At 44.9% G+C, this 20370-nt stretch carries 18 protein-coding genes; 11 read left to right on the top strand and 7 right to left on the bottom strand.

The window, feature by feature from the left end; all coding sequences use genetic code 11:
• Nucleotides 1-471 precede the first annotated feature (471 nt).
• The 3 genes from L5M37_RS07660 (at nucleotide 472) to L5M37_RS07650 (ending at nucleotide 1888) form a co-directional block, all read left to right on the top strand.
• Complete coding sequence (locus L5M37_RS07660) at nucleotides 472-987, top strand: AAA family ATPase (protein ID WP_105251620.1); 516 nt, start codon at nucleotides 472-474, stop codon at nucleotides 985-987.
• 29 nt (nucleotides 988-1016) lie between these two features.
• Nucleotides 1017-1412: a GNAT family N-acetyltransferase gene (locus L5M37_RS07655; protein ID WP_263186616.1), complete on the top strand. Its 396-nt coding sequence runs from the start codon at nucleotides 1017-1019 to the stop codon at nucleotides 1410-1412.
• Between the two features lie 92 nt (nucleotides 1413-1504).
• Nucleotides 1505-1888, top strand: a complete 384-nt coding sequence (locus L5M37_RS07650; RefSeq protein WP_105251622.1) for an MAPEG family protein — start codon at nucleotides 1505-1507, stop codon at nucleotides 1886-1888.
• A 9-nt stretch (nucleotides 1889-1897) separates the two neighbouring features.
• Here the strand turns inward: L5M37_RS07650 and L5M37_RS07645 are convergent, their stop codons facing one another.
• Nucleotides 1898-3361 (bottom strand): PLP-dependent aminotransferase family protein, encoded by a 1464-nt coding sequence (locus L5M37_RS07645; protein WP_263186617.1) that lies wholly within the window; start codon nucleotides 3359-3361, stop codon nucleotides 1898-1900.
• Nucleotides 3362-3478: 117 nt separating this feature from the next.
• On the opposite strand from L5M37_RS07645, the gene L5M37_RS07640 reads away from it, so the two are divergent.
• Nucleotides 3479-3937 (top strand): GNAT family N-acetyltransferase, encoded by a 459-nt coding sequence (locus L5M37_RS07640; protein ID WP_219251144.1) that lies wholly within the window; start codon nucleotides 3479-3481, stop codon nucleotides 3935-3937.
• A 128-nt stretch (nucleotides 3938-4065) separates the two neighbouring features.
• On the opposite strand, the gene L5M37_RS07635 is transcribed toward L5M37_RS07640, so the two are convergent.
• Nucleotides 4066-5133 carry a tartrate dehydrogenase gene (locus L5M37_RS07635; protein ID WP_219251145.1) on the bottom strand — a complete coding sequence of 356 codons (1068 nt, stop codon included), beginning with the start codon at nucleotides 5131-5133 and terminating at the stop codon, nucleotides 4066-4068.
• 96 nt (nucleotides 5134-5229) lie between these two features.
• On the opposite strand from L5M37_RS07635, the gene L5M37_RS07630 reads away from it, so the two are divergent.
• Entirely contained in the window at nucleotides 5230-6144 is a 915-nt protein-coding gene (locus tag L5M37_RS07630; RefSeq protein WP_263139951.1) for a LysR family transcriptional regulator, read from the top strand.
• 263 nt (nucleotides 6145-6407) lie between these two features.
• Nucleotides 6408-7550, top strand: a complete 1143-nt coding sequence (locus L5M37_RS07625; protein ID WP_263139952.1) for a glucosaminidase domain-containing protein — start codon at nucleotides 6408-6410, stop codon at nucleotides 7548-7550.
• A gap of 203 nt (nucleotides 7551-7753) precedes the next feature.
• Here L5M37_RS07625 and L5M37_RS07620 read toward each other — a convergent pair whose 3' ends face one another.
• From L5M37_RS07620 to pyrC, 5 genes are all read right to left on the bottom strand, one after another.
• Nucleotides 7754-9808 carry a toxin-antitoxin system YwqK family antitoxin gene (locus tag L5M37_RS07620; protein ID WP_263199996.1) on the bottom strand — a complete coding sequence of 685 codons (2055 nt, stop codon included), beginning with the start codon at nucleotides 9806-9808 and terminating at the stop codon, nucleotides 7754-7756.
• A gap of 241 nt (nucleotides 9809-10049) precedes the next feature.
• Nucleotides 10050-10862 (bottom strand): glutamate racemase, encoded by an 813-nt coding sequence (gene murI, locus L5M37_RS07615; RefSeq protein ID WP_263199995.1) that lies wholly within the window; start codon nucleotides 10860-10862, stop codon nucleotides 10050-10052.
• A 782-nt stretch (nucleotides 10863-11644) separates the two neighbouring features.
• The gene (locus tag L5M37_RS07610) at nucleotides 11645-12394 is read right to left on the bottom strand and encodes a toxin-antitoxin system YwqK family antitoxin (protein WP_263199993.1); all 750 of its coding nucleotides are present in this window, start codon (nucleotides 12392-12394) and stop codon (nucleotides 11645-11647) included.
• A 300-nt stretch (nucleotides 12395-12694) separates the two neighbouring features.
• Nucleotides 12695-13741 carry a hypothetical protein gene (locus L5M37_RS07605; RefSeq protein WP_263199991.1) on the bottom strand — a complete coding sequence of 349 codons (1047 nt, stop codon included), beginning with the start codon at nucleotides 13739-13741 and terminating at the stop codon, nucleotides 12695-12697.
• A gap of 131 nt (nucleotides 13742-13872) precedes the next feature.
• Nucleotides 13873-14904 (bottom strand): dihydroorotase, encoded by a 1032-nt coding sequence (gene pyrC / locus L5M37_RS07600; protein ID WP_219251151.1) that lies wholly within the window; start codon nucleotides 14902-14904, stop codon nucleotides 13873-13875.
• 375 nt (nucleotides 14905-15279) lie between these two features.
• Here pyrC and L5M37_RS07595 point away from each other — a divergent pair, with 375 nt between their 5' ends.
• The 5 genes from L5M37_RS07595 (at nucleotide 15280) to L5M37_RS07575 (ending at nucleotide 20309) form a co-directional block, all read left to right on the top strand.
• A complete protein-coding gene (locus L5M37_RS07595; RefSeq protein ID WP_263200136.1) occupies nucleotides 15280-16542 on the top strand; it encodes an efflux RND transporter periplasmic adaptor subunit in 1263 nt (420 codons plus the stop codon).
• Nucleotides 16543-16664: 122 nt separating this feature from the next.
• On the top strand, nucleotides 16665-16928 hold the full coding sequence (locus tag L5M37_RS07590; RefSeq protein ID WP_263199989.1) for a hypothetical protein: 264 nt from the start codon (nucleotides 16665-16667) through the stop codon (nucleotides 16926-16928).
• Between the two features lie 99 nt (nucleotides 16929-17027).
• Complete coding sequence (locus L5M37_RS07585) at nucleotides 17028-17777, top strand: ABC transporter ATP-binding protein (protein ID WP_028761691.1); 750 nt, start codon at nucleotides 17028-17030, stop codon at nucleotides 17775-17777.
• Nucleotides 17778-17788: 11 nt separating this feature from the next.
• Nucleotides 17789-19099, top strand: coding sequence for an ABC transporter permease (locus tag L5M37_RS07580; protein WP_105251638.1), 1311 nt, complete (start codon nucleotides 17789-17791; stop codon nucleotides 19097-19099).
• A 10-nt stretch (nucleotides 19100-19109) separates the two neighbouring features.
• Entirely contained in the window at nucleotides 19110-20309 is a 1200-nt protein-coding gene (locus tag L5M37_RS07575) for an FtsX-like permease family protein (protein WP_263199987.1), read from the top strand.
• The last annotated feature ends 61 nt before the right edge of the window (nucleotides 20310-20370 follow it).

Genomic DNA, 20370 nt, shown 5'->3' with positions numbered 1-20370 from the left:
AGAGCCTCCTTTGCACTTATGACGGTTATCCTTTCATTCTTACCCTAGCATACGCCTAAATTAATGTCATAGCATGAATGGTGGCAATGTTTTTATTGCTAAGCGTAAATTACTACTTTAGTGCTTAATTGTTAGATTAATAATGTGGTTTATTGTTTTATTCTTCGAGTTAAATGCTTTGGTTTCTCCCTGATTTAAGGCAAGGATAGGGCTGAGAGAGCGAGGCGATCTAAGCGGGCGAAGAGATGTAATATCTCAAAAAAAGCTAACGGTGGAATGCGTAAATAGCGGTAAACGTCTGCTGTCTAAACACTGCATAGTCATTAATGTAATGGAATTTTATTACCTTAAACTCGTCCCAAGTCTTGCTCGGTGTTCATGCTTTATGTGATGCTCTGTACAGTCGTTCATTGGTGTCATAGCGAGTGAAATCGTCGGCTGAGATAAAAGACCAGTAATCAAGGAGTGAAGATGACACAGCAGAATGCGTTAGGACAATTGGTCAGTAAAGGTACGTTAATATTCTTTTGTGGCAAAATGGGCTCAGGTAAATCAACCTTATCGCGACAACTTTCTGAGGCCGAAAACTGTATTTTAATCTCGGAAGACGCATGGCTGGCGGCGCTATACCCCGATGAAATTAAAGATTTTGATACTTACTTGAGCTATTCCGCTCGCCTTAAGCCTTTGCTTAAAAAGCATGTGCAGGAACTGCTCTGTTCGGGTGTTTCTGTGGTCATGGATTTTCCCGCGAATACTATCAATCAGCGCCTGTGGTTTCGAAGCATTTTTACTGATTGCGCCGCCCATAAACTTATTTATCTTAATCACAGCGATGCGCTTTGTTTGAGTCAACTCGATAAACGCAGACAAAGCCACCCTGAGCGCGCCATGTTCGATACTGAGGCGATGTTCTGGCATGTGAGCGGTTATTTTCAGCCGCCGACTCTGGATGAAGGCTTTGAGCTTGAGGTGATAGAAAGATAAGTTCGTGAATAAAAACAATAGGAAATATCATGTACCAAGTGCTTGAAGGCGTTGTTTCTGCCAATGATTTTGTTCGTCTACGACAGATTTCTGGCTTAAGCCCTAGACCATTGGAGGGGGCCATCAAGGCCTTGCCAAGGAGTTTATATGGCGTGCAAATAAAGCTCGCCGAACAGACTGTGGGTATGGGGCGTGTGGTTGGTGACGGCGCACTCAACTTCGAAATTGTCGATATCGCAGTGGATCCTGAGCATCAAGGTAAGGGATTAGGGCGGCTTATTATGCAGTACATCATGGCTTATTTAGATCGTGAGGCTTTTGAGGGCGCGTATATTACCCTGATGGCGGATGTGCCTGAACTTTATGAAAAGTTTGGCTTTAAATTTAGTCGTCCCGCAAGTGAAGGCATGTATATGGTGAAATAACGGCGCTAACCAATACACTTGTAACTTAGGCACTTATAGCAGTAGAACTCAAACAGTAGAGCTCAAAACAACAATCAAAGGAAGATTACCCCATGAATACCTTACTTATTTGCTTATTTGTCGCCATGTTATTGCCATATCTTGCGAAAGGTCCAGTGGCTTGGGCTATGGCAAAGACGGGTGGTTACGATAATAATCATCCCCGTGCTCAGCAAGCACAGCTAACCGGTTTTGGCGCTCGCGCTTTAGCAGGACATCAAAATGCCTTTGAATCATTGCTGGTGTTTGGCCTAGCCGTATTAGTGGTTATCGCCACGGGCAAAGTGAATCCCACCACTGAGTGGCTCGCCATCGTCCATGTCGGCGCCCGCTTTGTGTATCACATCCTCTATCTTGCCAACAAAGGCACCTTAAGATCCCTCACATGGTTTGTTGCTATCTTCAGTGCTTTCGGGATTTTCTTTCAGGCTTTTTAAGCTTGGATATTAAAGGATCTGCGCCAGTTTTTTGATACTTTCCCGCAGCTCATCAGGCGTATGAGCGGCATAGCCCAGTAAGATTGCTTGCCTTGGATAGGGCGCTTGGCAATATCGAGACAAAGGCTGTGCACCTAAACTGAGTTGGCGGCATTTATTGATCACTTCCTCTTCGGTTAAGTTGCCTTTTAGCCAACATACGAGGTGAATACCTGAGTCAGAGGTTTGAACGGACAATTTGTCGGGCAGATACTGCTCAATTGCCGCGATTAACGCCGTTTGGCGTGCTAAGCAGGCTTTTCTCACTCGGCGAACATGCCGCGCGTAATGTCCTTCGGCGATAAACAACGCTAATGTTGCTTGCTCTAGGTGAGCCGTGTGCGTATCGGCATAATATTTTGCCAACTGGAAAGCCTGTATCAGTTTAGGGGGCACCACCAAAAAGCCGAGTCGTAATTCGGGTAGCAGCATCTTGGAAAAGGTGCCAGCGTAGATCACCCTTTGATGTTTATCGAGCCCCTGTAATGCCTGTATCGGACGGGCGCTATAACGAAACTCGCTATTATAGTCATCTTCTAAAATCCATTTACTCTGCTCAGCGGCCCAATCGAGTAAGGCCAATCGTCGTGGCAGACTTAGCATACCGCCGAGGGGAAATTGGTGTGAGGGCGCGGTAAAAGCCAGTTTCACTGAGGGCCACCGCTGGATCGCATCGGCAATATTTGTGCCCTCATCATCAACACTTACAGGACGAACCCGCATATTTTGCGAGAGAAAAGCGCCTAAAGCCCCGTCATATCCAGGTTCATCAAGCCAGACTTCATCTCCCTGTTGGAGTAGTACCTGCGCTGTGAGGTTAATGGCCTGCTGAGTTCCATTGACTATGATGATCTGCTCAGGTGTGCAATTGAGGCCGCGTGTCGAACGCGCATAATCACTTATCGCCTCACGCAGCGGCAAATACCCAGCGCTATGGTTTGATTTACCTAAGGTTTTACGCGATTGCCGCCAAACTCGGCCTAACAGCCGCCCCCAAAGTTGGTGCGGGAAAAGATCGACGCATCCGACGCCAATATTAAACATGCTATGGCTGTGGTCCGTATTCGCCTTCGCTTTCAGTCGCGTCATTTCTATTAACTGTGGATTAATTTCTAATTTGGAATCAAAAACTTGAGCGCTTTCTCTGGCACGGTTTGGTATATCGATCAGTTCATCGGGAATGGTATCTGAAACATAAGTACCCGAGCCCGGTTTAGTCAGCAGATAGCCTTCATCAATCAGGCGCTCAAACCCTTGCAGTACTGAGTTACGTGAAATCTGCATGGTTTCCGACAAGGCTCTGCTGGATGGGAGCTTCATTCTAGGATGTAAACGTCCATCAAGAATGGCCTCTCTAAACGCATGATAAAGCTGATCTTTGAGGATGCCATCTTTGAGTTGCAAGTGAGGGAAATTGGATTGAGGTTTTTTCATTTGCTAACTGGTACTGTAAAAAATACAAAAAGTGTACCTTATGCGGTACCACAATTGAATCTAGAATCTTGCTTCAGTAAAACTGAGACCATTTACTTAATTTCAAGGAGTGCGCTAATGTCCAGCCAATCACTAACAGTGACCATTGATATGGTTAAAGAAACGGACTATTTACTCTGGTTACCACACTGGCGTGATTATCAGACTTTTTACAAAGTGGCGTTATCAGAAGCGACCACCCAAGCCACGTGGCGCCGATTCTTCGATGACCAAGAACCCATTTATTGCGCAGTTGCAAGAGAGGGCCAAAACTTACTCGGTTTTGTGCACTATGTTTTTCATCGTTCTACTTGGGCCGAAACGGATTATTGTTATCTTGAAGACTTGTTTGTTGCCCCAACGGCAAGGGGTCAACATGTTGGAAAACAATTGATTGAGTTTGTAAAGCAAGCGGCCATTGAACACAAGTGTGCGCGCCTGTACTGGCATACACAGGAAACAAATTTAACCGCGCAAAAACTCTATAACTGGATTGGTGAAAAACCGGGAGTCATTGAGTACAGAATGCCGCTGTAAGGAGGGGCCTTTAATTAACGCATTAATTGGCTAGCTTATTAATGCGTTTATTATCAGTTTCTTGATAGTTTCAAATTCTTTCAATCCTAATGCTAAAGGGCTTTTAGCATTAGGTTTTAATGCACGTTTTAATTGCGACTAATCGCAGCGATAACCGCATCGGTCAGCTCCCGAGTATTCGCCGTTCCGCCCATATCGCGGGTTAAAGACTGCTTATCTTTCAATACGTTTTCTATCGCGCTGAGTATCAGGTCGTGCATTGCGCCATAACCTAAATGTTGCATCATCATAGCGCCCGCCCAAATTGTGCCTAAAGGATTGGCAATACCTTGGCCTGCAATATCCGGCGCCGAACCATGTACCGGCTCAAACATCGACGGAAATTCCTTGCTTGGATTGATGTTCGCCGAAGGGGCAATGGCGATAGTGCCAGTGCACGCAGGGCCAAGATCAGACAGGATATCGCCAAACAAATTTGAGCCAACAACCACGTCAAAATGCTCGGGTTTTAGCACGAAATTTGCCGTCAGAATATCGATATGATATTGGTCGACCTTAACATTGGGATATTGTTTTGCCATTTCCCCGACGCGACTATCCCAATAGGGCATAGAGTGAAATATGCCATTGGATTTGGTCGCCGAGGTTAAGTGCTTTGCCTCGCGGCTTTGGGCTAAATCGAAGGCATATTTTAAGATGCGATCTGTGCCACGACGGGTAAAAATGCTCTGCTGGGAGACAATCTCATGTTCAGTGCCTTCATATTGAATGCCGCCGACGGCGGAATATTCGCCTTCCACGTTTTCACGTACTACATAAAAATCGATATCGCCGGGCTTTTTACCCGAGAGTGGGCAGGGCACGCCTTCAAATAACCGAATAGGCCTAAGGTTCACGTATTGCTCAAAGGCTCTGCGGATCGGTAGTAGCAATCCCCAGAGTGAAATATGGTCGGGAACTCCTGGAAATCCAACAGCGCCTAAGTAGATGGCATCAAAGGATTTTAGTTGCTTAAGTCCATCCTCTGGCATCATGCGACCGGTTTTATGGTAGGTTTCACAGGACCAGTCGAAGTAGGTCCACTCAAACGCCACACCTAAGATTTTTCCTGCGGCTTCGAGTGTGCGTATCCCTTCGGGGATCACTTCTGTACCTATGCCATCTCCGGCAATTACGGCGATTTTTACCTTAGACATCTTTGACTCCAATAGGGGATTCTGCGTTTTTAGTATGTTATTCCATATTCGTATCGTGTATGAATAGGCTAAATGTTTTGTTAAGGATTACGAATCGTGAGTCAACTGCCGCCACTTGAAGATTTACGGGTCTTTGTTATCGCCGCAACAAGCGGGGGATTTACAGCCGCTGCGGAGCAATTATCTTTTTCTCCAGCGTATGTGAGTAAACGCATTGGCCTATTAGAAAAAGCGCTCGGAGTGCGCTTGTTTCTGCGCTCTGCCAGAAGTGTCAGCCTCACCTTAGAGGGCAAGATTGCCTTGGAATGGTCCGAACGTTTGCTCGATACCATGGAGCAAATGAGCCTTGAAATTAGCTTAGAGCAGCAAGTGCCACGGGGGCGATTACGTATCGCAACTAGCACAGGATTTGGCAGCCACTGTATTGCGCCGATTATTTCAGACCTCGTGTTCCACTATCCCGAATTAGAAGTTGATTTAGAGTTGCTCGACCGCCCGGTCGATCTGGTCTCTGAAGGTTTTGATCTAGAGGTCCGTGTCGGTGGCGAATTGCCACCGCAAATGATTGCTAAGCGTCTTGCGAGTAATTATCGGGTATTGGCTGCATCGCCGACCTATATCGACACGCATGGCATGCCAAACAATCTCGCGGCATTAGCCGAGCATAAGTGCATAGGGATCCGCGAGCGCGATCAAAACCATAGAGTGTGGCGATTGGAAAGTGCGGCTGGCATAGCCTCGGTTGATTTAGCGGCTTCCTTGATGACCAATAATGGCACAGTCGCTAAGCAGTGGTGCCTTAAAGGCCACGGTATTATGTTGCGCTCCATCTGGGATTTACAGCAAGATTTCTTAAGTGGCAGATTAGTCAGAGTACTCCCCGAGTATCATCAATCCGCTGAAATTCATGTAATTTATGCATCACGATTAGAAACGTCTGCCAAACTTCGCACCTGCGTCGCCTATCTTGAAGAGGCATTACCTCGTTTTGCTGGCACTGGAATAAGTTGATTTTATTTCGCCAATCTCTATTGGCGAGTGAACGCTCGCTATTTTCATATTGAGTTTAAATAAATCAAGGTGTTGGATTTAATTGCTGACATTGGGTCAAGAGGCGGCCAAGAAGGCGCTCGTCCTATTCTCCTTAAAAAATGATCGTAATAGGTCATTTTGTATATCTATTAAGCAAACTGTCAGGTTTTTACTGTTACCTTACGCCCCCGATGTATTGGCTAATCCCATTGCTACCGTTTTACCTCAGTTAAAGAGATACCATGTTTATAAAGTTTAAGCTTCCCGTTGCTATGCTCGCACTCATTGCTTTGTCTGTTTTATGCTCTTCGGTGTATGTGCAAGAAACGCTAGCGACTAAGCTGATTTCGAATAGGCTGCCAGTTGATGCTCTTGGTTTTCAGTCACTGACGGCTTCCAATCCTTTAGTTGCCAGTCAGAGTGCTCTACATCATATGCAGAGTTTGCCAAAACTGATGACGACTTCCCTGGTGCAAGCGAATCAAGGTGCTGTTGCAAACCCAACGGTTGCTGAACATTTCTCATCCCCAAAAATGCTTGAGCAGTCATCCTTAGACAATCCAGAGTCTAAACAACTGAGTCTGAATATCAGTTCTCTCGATGAACTCATGGGCTTGTTTGACTCGCTTAATTACACGCCAGAAAGCTTTCGTGATGGTAATAAATCGGTCCCTAGATTGACCTTTGATGCCGTGGGTGAGGGCTGGAGTTCAGTGTCAAGCCAACTCCCGGTGAAGCAAAAGAAAATGGTGTTTCTTAGAATGATTGCCCCTTTAGTCTTATTGGCGAATGAGAAAATTTTACAAGAAAGACAGGTCATTATGTCTGCCCCCCTTGATGATATTGCGTTATTAGCCTTAGGGGTAAAGTACAAAGTAATAAGCAGTGAAGATAAACCGCTGTTAGAAGCCCAAAGACAAATGCTACTTGAAAGGGTGGATATCCTGCCACCATCGTTAGTGTTAGCTCAAGCGGCAAAAGAAAGCGGTTGGGGCACATCGCGATTTGCCCGTGAAGGTAATGCATTATTTGGGCAGTGGGATTTCAAGGGTAATGGTATGGAACCTAGGCAGAAGCGCCAAGGTTTAGGCAATTATGGTTTAGCACGATTCGATACACCATTTGCTTCGGTGGAAGGGTATTTGTTGAATTTGAATACCCACAATGCTTATCAGAAGATGCGAGATTTTCGTGCCCAATCAAGACAAGCTAATCAAGCCGTGACAGGCTCTGCACTTGCAGGGACGTTAGACCGATATTCGGAGCGTGGGCACGCCTATGTTGAGGCGATTCGTCAGATGATCCGTACCAATAAGCTATATCTGGTGGATGATATTTATTTAAGTGATGACGCGCCATTACATCTATTAACAAGAACAAACTAAGTGATTGGTAAAATAAGCATTTTCACTTAGCCTGAATAAAGCGCACTTTAATTAGGCTTATATAGGTCAATTTAATCAAGGGCATCCGCATTACCCTATATCCCAACTTTAAACTTTGCCTTTTTGCTGGTAATTGTCTTCAAGGTCTTGAGTTAACCATTAGGATAAAAGGATAAGCAGTGCCTGATGTTCGATATTAATGTTTACCTTTCTGTAATCGCATAACTTCCATCTGTGTTATAGCGGATGATAAACCCCTTTTTGTCACCATCATGGTAATACTTCAGGGACAGTAATCGATCCTTGTTATCGATTTCATATGTCCAGCCACGTTGCTCATTGTCGCTGTAATTGGACAGTGAATAACCGCCATCCTTCTTGTAGCGGATGCTGATTTGACTGTCTTGCCCCTGTTCATTATTTTGCAGCTTTTGGACATGTCCCTCTTCATCGAATTCATATTCTTTGATGAGGTTGCCATGATGGTAGTCAGAAAATTTGTATAATTTTCCTTTACTATCATAATAATATTGTTCCCCATGCTTAATTGATGGCGTATTTCTATAGGAGGAATTCACTATATCCTTACAGTCATTGCTATAGGGGTTTTCTCGCATAATGCACTCGTCCTGAGAGGGTTTGACTGGCAGGGTTTCGTCATATTCATAATGACTTAACTCCATAAGCCTATGATTGTGGTTAGGATCAAAAATAGCCTGCATGCCATGGTACTCACCTTTGCGATAGTGCCTAATGCCGCTAACTACATCCTGTGCTGAGTACCAAATACTCTGACCATCGAGCAGGCCCTGCTTATAATGCTTATTGGCAAAGAGCACATTTTCATCGCTGATTAGTTTTTCTTCACCTTCGCGTAATCCATTGAGATAAGTCACTTCGATCCGTGATTTCTTGTCAGTTTTAAATACCCAAGGGCCAGTGCGCTTGCCATCAAGGTAAGCCCCGTTACCCACATAGTTGCGGTATTCGCCAAGCGAGACTTTATCTACCCAAGGGCCTTGTTTAATGCCGTTTTGATAGTGACCTTTATTGCCATTGCTCTCAAGCCATTCACCGTCTTTGACGCCGTTGCGATAAATGCCTTTTTCAGACAATCGCTTATCTCCTGTGTCTCCGCCATATTCGGGCTCATAGATTTCATAGGGGCCATCGAGCACTCCTTGATTGTAATGGGCAAAACCGTAGTTATCTGCCTCATCGAACATGGACTGTGCAATCCATTTACCTTGCTTTTTACCGTCAAGATATTCACCTTCCCAATAGCTTGCTTGGCCGTCAGCCTCCATCCATTTACCGACTTTTTTGCCTTGTTTGTACTGACCATTCAACATGATATTGGCATTACGGTTATCGTAGGCGATATAGGGGCCATCGAGCACACCTTGGGCATAATGACTTTCAAGCGCAAGTCCAGCCCAAGAACCACCGAGATTCATATAATCATAAGCTGGGCCCGTTTTTGGGATCTCATCCTCACCGCTGTTTAGCCAGTCCACATCATCGGCTTCAAAGACAACGCTCACCAACACAAAACTGCCCTGTTGTTCGCGATAATCATTGCGATAAAAGTGGGTCACTAAACTGTATTGATGCTCGCGGCCTTGGGCATCTTTATCTTTGCGGGTGAGGGGATAACGTAATTTATATTCGTGCGCGGTTTTCACATCGGCGGGTAAACCTTTAGCATTGCGATAGCCGATTAAGGTTGGTTTGAGCTTGGTTGAGCCATCGATAATCGCTTTAATGGCGGGATCTTCTATCGCCTCAACATCATAGGTCATGCGATATTGCTGCGGCGGAATTTGGTTTAACACTTTGCGGGTGTCGCTGACGGTAAATGACGATAACGTCGGGGCGACTTCATCCAGCACAACTTGAAGGCGTGGTAGCTTAGTGAGCTTTGAATCCTCAAAACCATAACCCCGTAAATGCTGACCATCAGCATCTTTAAGCATGACCACGACTTCTTTGTCGCCACCCTTATCAAAGTCATAGTAAAAAACTGCCACAATTTCAGCCGCACCATAATCATCAAGATGTACGCCGGGCGCATCGCCGTCGGACATTTCGCTCCACACTTGATTGTCTTTTTGGTGAAAATTAAGCCATTGGCCATTCGGTAAATCGACAGTGGGATGGACTGTTTTGACCGCAGCGTTTGCCGCAGGAATAACCGTTAAAGAGGATAACAACACCATGCCCGCTGCAGTGAATAAACTGCGAATCGAAAGTTCCATTTAACTACACCTTTTACACCGATAACTTGCGCCTCATGCGCACCAGTAAACGGGCCGAATTTTATGCGAAGACAAGCACTTCAGGAAGTAGCTGATACAAAAAAGGCCGCAATAGCGGCCTGTTAAGATCCAATATTTAACAATCAGCGGTGCGATATAGCATTTATTTCGCGGGTGTCTTTTAGGGTAATCATTTAGATTTCTTTGAAAACGGGTTTTAAAAGAAAATGAGCTAAAAATATTACAATAACAGCTGCTTAAATTTAATGGAGCACTGAAGCAGTGCTTCAATTTTGCTTTGTTTCGCTTGTTCTGAATCTACATTCCCAGTGGTGTAAAACGTTATTTCTGGATCGAGTATCGGGCTACATGTTTGGTGTTCGATTTTTAATAATAAGTGCGTTCGATTAGCAATGGCAAATCCAGAATCAATGACGGTAACGTGGTGGGGAAGGGCATTTTTGATTTCTGCATTGATAAGTGGAAAGTGAGTACAAGCCAGCACTAATACATCGGTATTAAACGCATCGGGTTTGCTAAAAATACGCTGAATTTCCTGGGTTACAATGTCGGGATCAAACCCATTGCCGAGAAGTTTTTGCTCTGAGGCGAGAACCAGCACTTCAGAGTCTTCTACTAAAACCTTACATTCTGTGGCGAAATTCGTGATCAGCATCTTCACATAAGCTGAGTTCACCGTGGTGTAAGTGCCAAGTACCATCACTACCTTTGATTTTGATAACGAAGCGGCAGGTTTTATCGCAGGGACAACGCCGACAATAGGTATATTGAGTTCAGCACGAAGTAAGTCTAGCGCAATGGTACTCGCAGTATTGCAGGCGATAACGATGATATCGGGTTGAGTCAGTGAGCTTGCTTTGGATATAACGTCTAAAATTCGCTTTTTTAGTATATCGTGCGGCTTTTTTCCGTAAGGGAAAAAGCCAGCGTCAGAGACGTAACTCAGCCGTATGTTGGGGATTCTCTTTTTTATTTCGGCCGCGACAGTCAGTCCACCTGAACCTGAATCAAAAACTAATATTGAGCTATCCATTGCACCTACCTTCACATAATCAACACATTTAATTTTGCCATAGACACAGGAGCGTTAGTCTAATTGGCATACGGCTTCAGAGGCGCATTTTGCTCTTTCAGCTTATTTTGATCAATGAGGATATGTTTGGTTAAGACTTTTTCGTAAACAAAAAATCTTTTAGTGAGTTAATGCAATCTACCGCAGCGTGAGATCATGAATACTCAGTTTTGTCCGCAGTTTAGTTTGGATGCCAACTTAATCCTTCGTGCGTTTGTAAATATTGGTGGAGCTTTAATTCCCATATCCATTAAGCACTATCATTCCAGTGACACGCAGCAAGCCCGTCCCTGGATGCTCGAACGTGGCATCTGCTATATAGGACATACTAATCTCGCGATCACATGTATGTGAATAAGCGACCATGCCACGGATGGTCACTTCCATGATGGTGCTTAATTTGGGTTAATCCCTGTGTATGTCAGATGGTTGATTCTTAAAAAATTCATGGCTGTCCGCTTTTTTTACTGCCGGTACAGGCTATGAACAATGGATGTCTTGATAATATTGATAATAAAGCAGAAAAAGAGTTATGGGAGTCCTGACTTTCGCTTATATGCTCAATGCCTAGCCGAGCAAGTCGAGTCTAGTGACCAAAAGAAATCGAGCTTGGATGAAAACCGCATTTCTTGAAAAGATATTAATGGCTGGGCTTGCCAAGGCGGACGAAATATGAACATTCACGCGATTACCCTGGGAACCAGACGAGATAAGTCTGGTTCAGTGAATTGCAGATTTAAATTTTATTTATTTTTTACCATGATTAATTGACCATCTTTATAAATCTCTTCAGATGCTAATTGCCCATCGTCACAATAGCTTTTAAGGACTCCTTCTAATAAGTCATTTTTATAAGTCCCTTCCTCCATCAATTGACCACTTTCATAATATCGCTTATATGGACCTTCTTTTAGATTATTTTCAATAATTGCATCACAATTGACCTTTCCATTTTCATAATAATGTATAGAGTGGCCATTTTCCAAACCACTTTTATACGTCATCTCCCACCACAACTGACCACTTTCATAATAATATCTAGAAAGACCTTCCTGCTTACCATCCTTACAGAAAACCACTCTCCACAATTGACCATTTTCATAATATGATTCACAAATTCCTTCTGGAAGTCCATTTTTCTTAGTTCCTTTTCTCAATATCCTCCCACTTTCATAATATCTATTATAAGGACCATCTTCTAATCCATTATTATAATTCCCTACAAGCCTTACAGCGCCATTTTTATAAAATATCTTGTAAGGGCCTTCTTCCAACCCATTTTTATAAGATCCTTCGAACAATAGCAAACCATCTTCATCATATGTTTTAAAAGGACCGTCTTCTAGACCATTTCTATAAGTTATTTCCCTATATCCGTCACAATCATCACTTTCATAATACCTTTTACTTTTCCCAGTAAAAGGTATTTGTGTATCTATTTCATAATAGATCCCATTTATATTTTGCAATTGATTAAAATCTATTTCCTTCATCGATAACTCCTTTTTTATCTATAATTTTCAATGCTCTCACACCTACCATCGGTGTTTTTCAAGGTAGTAGGCACTCCTTGCTCAAATATTATGCTTCAAGCTGAGCTTGCACTAAGGCCTCGGGTGTCGCTATTTTTGCGGTTAAATTGCTCAAAGATGATTCCTTACTGAAATGAATTAGCTCGAAATGGATTGCTGTGTCGGGAGGGAAAGAGTGCTTGTCGTCGCGCTACTATCATCGCACTACTATCATCGCCATGACTGCTTTCTTTCCCTCTAATATTTTCTCAGTTAAGTACACTATTCCAATAGCTTAAGCTGTGTTTGTCCCCATTGGGTGGCATAGGGCATGGCTTCTTGCGGGCTGAGGATAAACTCATTTTCACAGCCATCGCCGCGGGGCGTTTCCCAGAATTTGATGCCCTTTGGCTCAAGGGTGAGCTGGTAATATCCTGAGCCGTCTGATGTGGGGCATTCTGCGTCCGGTGCTTTGCCAGCAAACAATTTGTCCCTTAATGCTGGGGGTAAAGGATGACTCATACCCTCTAGCATGCTTTGTGGTTGAGTATCGGCGAGAAACCATTGCCACGGGTGGAAAGGTTTTCCGTCGGTAAGGGAGAAACTCACAAATTCTTGGTTGATACCATTGGCGCCATAACCTGCCGCCCAGCGATATAGGCGCACACTGAGCCAATGCTGATTAATAAAAATCGGTTCGGCAAAGGTTTCGTCAGTTACAAAACTGCCCATTTGTGCCAGCATTCTGCGGCGAGTGTCAAAGGTTTGTGCTAGTTGGACTTCATCGGTGAGCTTATGTTCAAGCCATTGATTAATTGCCAAGATACCCGTTTGTGGGCCTTTAAATTCGATACCCACATCTGTGCCAAACGTCAGCGGGCGATACTCAATATTTTCGTAGCTTTGCCATTTACCTCGGCTGAGTTTTGGCGTGGTTTCTAGCGGTAGATTGTAAGCATCGGCACCACAATCCTCGACCTTATCTGGGCTGATTTCTCGCTCAAGTTGCACTGGTAACGATTTACTCGCGGTATCTTTAAACCAATGGCCGCTCAGTTTTTGTGGTGTGACACTATCAAACAGCCAATTTCCGGTATTGCCTTCTTCTTTCCACAGTTCATCTTGCTGCTCGAGTCTTATCGGCGTTAAGTAGCGTTGATAGTAATAACTGCCTGTTCCATATTGATTAAAACAAATTCTGACCTTGCTTTTACCTAACTGTCCCTGCCAGATCCCTGTGAGTTCATTGGCCGCAAAGGTCGGCAAAGAGATCGTGGCGGTCAGCAACAGGCTTGAAGATAAAACGGAGAATAACATCCTTGTAGGCATACTGATTTTCTCTTAAAAGGCGATAAGTAAGGGCCGTATTCTAAGCGCAGGATACTGACCGATTGTGGATTAAAAATCAAAATCTGATAAAAAAGTCGCCCGTAGGCGACTTGATGTTAAAGACTTAAGGCTTACTCAACTTGCCAATCAATGGCTTCTCCAGCACGAATAGGCACTACGTTAGTATCGCCAAGCGGGTAAGTGGCGGGGACATCCCATGACTTTTTGACCAGCGTGATGGTATCGGTATTACGTGGTAGATGGTAAAAGTCTGGGCCGTTAAAGCTTGCGAACGCTTCGAGTTTATCCAGCGCATTGACCGACTCGAAGGCTTCGGCATACAGCTCAATGGCGGCATGAGCAGTGTAGGAACCCGCGCAGCCACAGGCCGCTTCTTTCTTATCCTTGGCGTGTGGCGCTGAATCTGTACCGAGGAAAAACTTCTTGCTGCCGCTTGCCGCTGCACCTAACAACGCCTGCTGGTGGGTGTTGCGTTTTAAAATTGGCAGGCAGTAAAAATGTGGACGAATACCGCCTGCCAGCATGTGATTACGGTTATACAGTAAATGATGGGCTGTGATAGTCGCGGCCACATTGTCTGAGGCTTGAGTGACAAAATCGACTGCATCTTTGGTGGTGATATGTTCAAGCACGATTTTAAGTGCAGGGAAATCGGCGACAATTTTACTGAGGATATTTTCAATAAAGACACGCTCGCGGTCGAAAATATCAATAGCTGAATCTGTGACTTCACCGTGGACTAAAAACAGCATACCGACTTCTTGCATGGCTTGGAGTACAGGATAGATGTTTTTAACATCGGTTACGCCGGAATCAGAGTTAGTCGTCGCGCCCGCTGGGTAGAGTTTAGCGGCAACAATTTTACCCGAAGCTTTAGCCTTGCGGATTTCATCTGGGCTGGTTTTGTCGGTTAAATACAACACCATCAAAGGTTCGAATTGTGAGCCCGCGGGTACTTGCGCTTTAATGCGATCGTAATAGGCCAGTGCGGTTTCAGTATCGATAGCGGGGGGCACTAAGTTTGGCATCACGATGGCGCGGCCCATATAGCGGCTGATGTCGCGCACTGTATCTTTCAGCTGGGCGCCGTCTCTTAAATGAATATGCCAGTCGTCTGGGCGAGTGATTGTTATTGTAGTCATAGGGTTTGGTCTTTTGATCGTTTTTGCTGCGAGGGTGGCGGGATCTTATGTGGCAAGGATTTTACTGTAAAGGGAAACTCGGCTGTTTCGGCCAATAAATCTGTTAGGACATGTAATTGAAGCGCTTAGCCGCATGGCCCGTACTATGTCACTGTTTTTAGCATCGGACACTTTTGATTAATCTGCTGCGGACACTTTTCGATTTAAACTCCAGTGTCCGCGGACACTTTTATCTGCGATTTTTTATTAAAGTTATGAAAGTAAATGATTTTACTTGTTTGGCATAGGCTTTGCTAACTCTAGGGTAGAGATTTCCAATAGTGTCCGTTGATGCGTTCCGGCACTGATGATTACAACAGGGAAGCGAGTAAAGCCATGATTAAAGATACTAGCGGCCAAGATACAGTACTTGTGCCATCGACCTCTAAACGTCTTAAGTTACCGCTGATCATTGGCGGTTGCGCCTTATTAGTCAGCGCCTTAGTGTGGGCAAGTTTAGGCTCTGATAGTGTTAGCAAATCCCTTAGCCGCAGCGACATCACTACCGCAAAACTCTTCGTTGGAACGTTAACCCGCGATGTGGCGACCACAGGTAAAATCGTGGCGGCCAATGCGCCTATTTTGTATAGCACAGAGGAAGGCACAGTGACTCTGCTCAGCAATCCTGGCGATACTGTTAATAAGGGCGATGTGGTCGCCAAACTCGATAGTCCAAGACTCACTAATCAGCTAGAGCAAGCCAAGTCCCTATTAGCGGGCATGGAGAGTGCATTAGAGCGCGCTAAGTTGGATGCAAGACGCGATCAATTACAAGCTTATCAAACCTTAGATATCGCAACGGTCGATCTTGAAGCGGCGGATAGGGAAAGCCGACGCGGAGAGGAGCTGATTCAAAGTCAGCTTATTGGCCAGATTGATTATGAAAAGGGCAAAGATGATTTACACAAAGCCAAGCTGAAGTTTAAGCATGCAGAGCAAGAAGTGGCGTTAACGAAAGATACGTTAACCTTTGAAATTAAAAATAAAGCCCTAGAAGTTGAGCGTCAAACTCTCGCGGTGCGTGAATTAGAACGCCAAGTCGATGCCTTGAATATTGTCGCACCTGTTAACGGTATTATCGGTAACTGGATTACCGAGCAGAAAACCCGTCTTAGCGCTAACCAACCGATTTTAACCGTCGTGGATTTAAGCGCCTATGAGGCTGAGTTAGCCGTACCTGAATCCTATGCGGACGATCTGGGTTTAGGCATGGAAGTCGAGTTGAGTTTTGGCAGTATTAAGTTAATGGGCAAGTTATCGTCGATTTCCCCTGAAGTGCGTAACCGTGAAGTGACCGCTAGGGTGCAATTTGAGCAAAGCGACAGCCTAACACTGCGCCAGAACCAACGTATCTCGGCCCGAGTGTTATTAGAGCACAGACCCAATGTTCTTATGGTAAAACGCGGCGCCTTTATGACCAGCGGTGGGGGTAATGTGGCTTATCAAATCGAGGGCGATTTAGCCAGTCGTCGTGAGGTTAAGCTCGGCAGTACTAGCCTGAGCCAAGTCGAAGTGCTTGATGGTGGCAAAGCCGGAGATGAGTGGGTTATTTCAAGTGTCGACCCCTTTAATCACGCCGAACAGGTCAGAATTCATTGATGACCGATATTCGTAAATTATTAAACAACCAATCTGATGAATTTAACAGCGCAGTGGCTAACGGTAGGGACTCGCTGTAGTAACAAGAAACTCGGTGGCATAGGCAAGAATAGGAGCCGGATATGCGTGATAAACAATTTGATATCAGCGTGTTGATGTCATCCAAAATGTTTGGAGTACTAGCCTTATTATTACTGGTGGTTGCGGTGGAACTAAGTGTCGGTGAGGCCAATAGCTGGTTTTTCCTCGGACTCAATTTGTTGGAATGGAGCAATCCTTTGGATGAGTTTCGCCAAGTGGGTGAGGTTTCAACCGAAACTGCCAACCTTATGCTGGGCGCTTTTATGTGGTTTTTAGAGTGTGTCGTTGAGCCATTCTTTGGCTGATAAAGGTGTGCTGATTACGGTCGTACATGAGTCGATGCCTAAGGTGTAGACGCAGAGTCTAGGCGCAAAAATAGATTTGATTATTTAAAGGAAATTAACATGTTATCAATGAAGAATGTGAGCAAGGTTTTTAAAACGGATTTAGTAGAAACCCACGCCCTGCGCGATTTTAACCTCGAGGTGAACGAAGGCGAATTTGTCGCAGTCACAGGTCCTTCTGGCTCGGGTAAAACTACCTTTTTAAATATTGCAGGTTTACTCGAAGGTTTTACCCACGGCGACTATTTTCTCGATGGGATTAACGTGTCTAACTTGAGCGATAACAAGAGCGCCACTATCCGAAATGAGAAAATTGGCTTTATTTTCCAAGGTTTTAACTTAATTCCCGATCTTAACTTAGCAGAGAATATCGAAGTGCCGCTGCGCTATCGTGGTTTTAATGCCAAGGAGCGTCAACGTCGTGTACAAGAGGCATTAGAGCAAGTGGGCTTAGCTTCACGGCTTAAACATTTACCTACTCAGTTGTCGGGTGGACAACAACAAAGGGTGGCGATTGCTCGTGCTTTGGCGGGGGAGCCACGCTTCCTACTCGCCGACGAACCTACGGGAAACCTCGACAGCCTAATGGCACGTCAAGTTATGGAATTACTCGAAAATATCAATCAAGCGGGCACGACCATTATCATGGTGACGCACGATCCTGAACTCGCTCGCCGCGCCCAACGCAACATTCAAATTGTTGATGGTCAAGTGTGTGACTTTACTATGTATCATCAAGGTCATCGACATGTCAGTGACATCACTGCTGCGACTGATATCGACAAACTTGTCGCCAACGCCGACCGTTAAGGATATGCATTATGTTCTTTTATTATGTTGATTTAGCTTGGCGCAGCATTAAGAAAACCCCAGTGCTGTCGCTGTTGATGGTGTTGGCGATTTCGATTGGTATTGGTATCACGATTACTACGTTAAACGTGTACAAGATGATGTCATTTAATCCTGCGGGTGAACGCTCTGATGAGTTAAATGCGGTACAGCTTTGGAGCCAAGGCCCTGATTCTTGGGATGAGTTAAACTCGTTAGTGACTTACCAAGACGCGATGAATCTGCGCAACAATACCTTACCTAAACGCCAAGCTGCGATGTTTCGCACTGGGATGGCAGTGCAGACGGAGGATGCCAATTTTGCGCCTATTTTAGAAAGCATTCGGGTGACGGACAGTGACTTTTTTAAGCTGTTTGACGTGCCATTTTTGTACGGTAATGCGTGGGATAAATCCGTCGACACTGAACCTGCTTATCAAGTGGTGATTAACGATAAACTCAATCAAAAGTTATTTGCGGGTCAAAACAGTGTTGGCAAAGTTATCTATCTTAATCGTAAACCTTATCAAGTGGTTGGGGTGATTGATGCTTGGGATCCTAAGCCTAAATATTATGATCCCACTAACGGTGCCTTTAACGACACGGAACAAATTTTTGTACCGTTTTCGCTGACACCTATCGAAGAGTTTGATGTATGGGGTAACACGTCGGGTTGGAAGTTTGAGACGATGAATAGTTACAGTGATCGCCTTAACTCTGAAAAAGTGTGGCTGCTGTATTGGGTTGAGTTACCAAATAAAGACGCAGTAGCCAGTTACCGTTCTTGGCTCAGCAATTATGTGGCGGAGCAAAAAGCCCTGGGCCGTTTTACGGATAATAAATCTGCCGCTGACTCAGTCAAAGTATCCGATGTGGCAACTTGGCTTGAATACAATCATGTGGTACCCGAAGACAATAAAATCTTGGTTGGCTTGAGTGCGCTGTTTTTAAGTGTTTGTTTAGTCAATATATTAGGTTTAATGCTGACAAAGTTCCTCAAGCGAGCTCCCGAGGTAGGAGTGCGCCGCGCTATTGGTGCTAGCCGTGGTCAAATCTTCGCTCAATATATGGTGGAAGTGGGCATGATTGGCTTATTCGGTGGTTTGCTTGGACTGGCTTGGGCCTACGCTTCGCTTTATGGGTTATCGGCCCAGTTTGAGGTCGCGAAGGATTTAACCCATTTATCGGCGAGTATGTGGATTATCACCCCAAGTATTGCGGTAGGCACAGCCTTGTTGGCTGGCTTGTATCCCGCATGGGTGGTGTGTCGCACTAAACCTAGTGTTTATCTGAAAAGCCAGTAAGGGACTCATTATGTTGCATATTAAACCTATTCTCAGCAGTTTATTGCGCAGTAAAAGCGGTCCAGTCTTACTGCTTATTCAGATTATCTTGTCTGTGGCAATTGTGGCGAACGCGAGCTTTATTATTCAAGAGCGTTTAGCCCTGATGCAGCGTGATTCAGGGATTAAAGAGTCAGAAGTCTTGACCTTTAGCTTGTTCAACTTCGATCCATTGATTGATAAAACCGCGCAAAACAAAATTGATCAGCAAATTTTGCGGGGGCTACCCAATGTGATTGATGCGACCTCAACCAATATGTTGCCGTTAAGCGGTGGCGGCTGGTCGAGCACGTTAAATCTGGGCCCCGACCCAGATAGCGCTAAATCGACACCGCAATTTGCCATGTATTTAGGGACAGATCACACCATTGAGACCTTAGGAATTAAGCTGATTGAGGGGCGTAACTTTTACCCCCATGAACTTAAGGATAACCTCGATAGCCCTAGCCGATTAGCGATCATCTCCAGTGTGTTAGCCAAAGCCATTTGGCCTGATGAATCCGCACTTGGCAAAGTGTTGTACGAGGGTAAGGATGCACAGATCACTGTGATTGGCGTAGTCGAAAAACTACAAGGCGCGTGGATTGACAGTTCTAGCCTTGAAAACAGCGTGATTCAAAATGTGGATTATGGCAGCAGTTCTTACATGGTACGGGCCAAGCATGAGTTTCACGCCGAGCTTAAAGACGCGATAAAAAAAGCGCTGCTGGCGGAGAATCCAAACCGAGTACTCGATGGCTTTAAGTCAATCGAGGCCTTAAAAGATAGTTCATACCGAGATCATAAATTGATGATTACTGTGTTAACTATGATGGTGGTGTTGTTATTGCTTATCACCTCGCTCGGTTTAACGGGCATGGTGATGTTTAATATCCAGCGCCGCACTAAGCAGATAGGTACCCGCCGCGCATTGGGTGCTAAAAAGCGCGATATTATCAGTTACTTCCTCGTGGAGAACTATTTGATTTGCTTAGCGGGAGGCGTGCTGGGCGGCTTGTTAGCGATACAGTTAGGCCAACAGTTAATGAAAATCTATAGCTTGCCTATGTTGGACTTAAGCTACCCACTCATTACTGTGGCAGGTTTGTTTATTGTCACCACATTAGCGGTTTACTTGCCAGCGCGTAAGGCGGCAAATATTTCGCCAGCAACCGCAACTCGCAGCGTATAGCGGAATATTTGATGTCACTCAAGGTACGATAAAAGCTCGACAAAAGTGCGATAACAATAGG

The sequence above is a fragment of the Shewanella sp. SM69 genome, from assembly GCF_025653985.1.
Classification (GTDB): domain Bacteria; phylum Pseudomonadota; class Gammaproteobacteria; order Enterobacterales; family Shewanellaceae; genus Shewanella; species Shewanella oncorhynchi.
Note: the sequence above shows the minus strand (reverse complement) of the source record. Positions and strands in the feature narration are given on the sequence as shown.

Bases quoted from the DNA above. Each gene is read 5' to 3' on its own strand.
- L5M37_RS07620 (WP_263199996.1), bottom strand. From the start codon at position 9,808: ATGGAACTTTCGATTCGCAGTTTATTCACTGCAGCGGGCATGGTGTTG.
- L5M37_RS07605 (WP_263199991.1), bottom strand. From the start codon at position 13,741: ATGCCTACAAGGATGTTATTCTCCGTTTTATCTTCAAGCCTGTTGCTG.
- murI (WP_263199995.1), bottom strand. From the start codon at position 10,862: ATGGATAGCTCAATATTAGTTTTTGATTCAGGTTCAGGTGGACTGACT.
- L5M37_RS07640 (WP_219251144.1), top strand. From the start codon at position 3,479: ATGTCCAGCCAATCACTAACAGTGACCATTGATATGGTTAAAGAAACG.
- L5M37_RS07590 (WP_263199989.1), top strand. From the start codon at position 16,665: ATGCGTGATAAACAATTTGATATCAGCGTGTTGATGTCATCCAAAATG.
- L5M37_RS07645 (WP_263186617.1), bottom strand. From the start codon at position 3,361: ATGAAAAAACCTCAATCCAATTTCCCTCACTTGCAACTCAAAGATGGC.
- L5M37_RS07580 (WP_105251638.1), top strand. From the start codon at position 17,789: ATGTTCTTTTATTATGTTGATTTAGCTTGGCGCAGCATTAAGAAAACC.
- L5M37_RS07625 (WP_263139952.1), top strand. From the start codon at position 6,408: ATGTTTATAAAGTTTAAGCTTCCCGTTGCTATGCTCGCACTCATTGCT.
- L5M37_RS07595 (WP_263200136.1), top strand. From the start codon at position 15,280: ATGATTAAAGATACTAGCGGCCAAGATACAGTACTTGTGCCATCGACC.
- L5M37_RS07585 (WP_028761691.1), top strand. From the start codon at position 17,028: ATGTTATCAATGAAGAATGTGAGCAAGGTTTTTAAAACGGATTTAGTA.
- L5M37_RS07575 (WP_263199987.1), top strand. From the start codon at position 19,110: ATGTTGCATATTAAACCTATTCTCAGCAGTTTATTGCGCAGTAAAAGC.
- L5M37_RS07610 (WP_263199993.1), bottom strand. From the start codon at position 12,394: ATGAAGGAAATAGATTTTAATCAATTGCAAAATATAAATGGGATCTAT.
- L5M37_RS07650 (WP_105251622.1), top strand. From the start codon at position 1,505: ATGAATACCTTACTTATTTGCTTATTTGTCGCCATGTTATTGCCATAT.
- L5M37_RS07655 (WP_263186616.1), top strand. From the start codon at position 1,017: ATGTACCAAGTGCTTGAAGGCGTTGTTTCTGCCAATGATTTTGTTCGT.
- L5M37_RS07660 (WP_105251620.1), top strand. From the start codon at position 472: ATGACACAGCAGAATGCGTTAGGACAATTGGTCAGTAAAGGTACGTTA.
- pyrC (WP_219251151.1), bottom strand. From the start codon at position 14,904: ATGACTACAATAACAATCACTCGCCCAGACGACTGGCATATTCATTTA.
- L5M37_RS07635 (WP_219251145.1), bottom strand. From the start codon at position 5,133: ATGTCTAAGGTAAAAATCGCCGTAATTGCCGGAGATGGCATAGGTACA.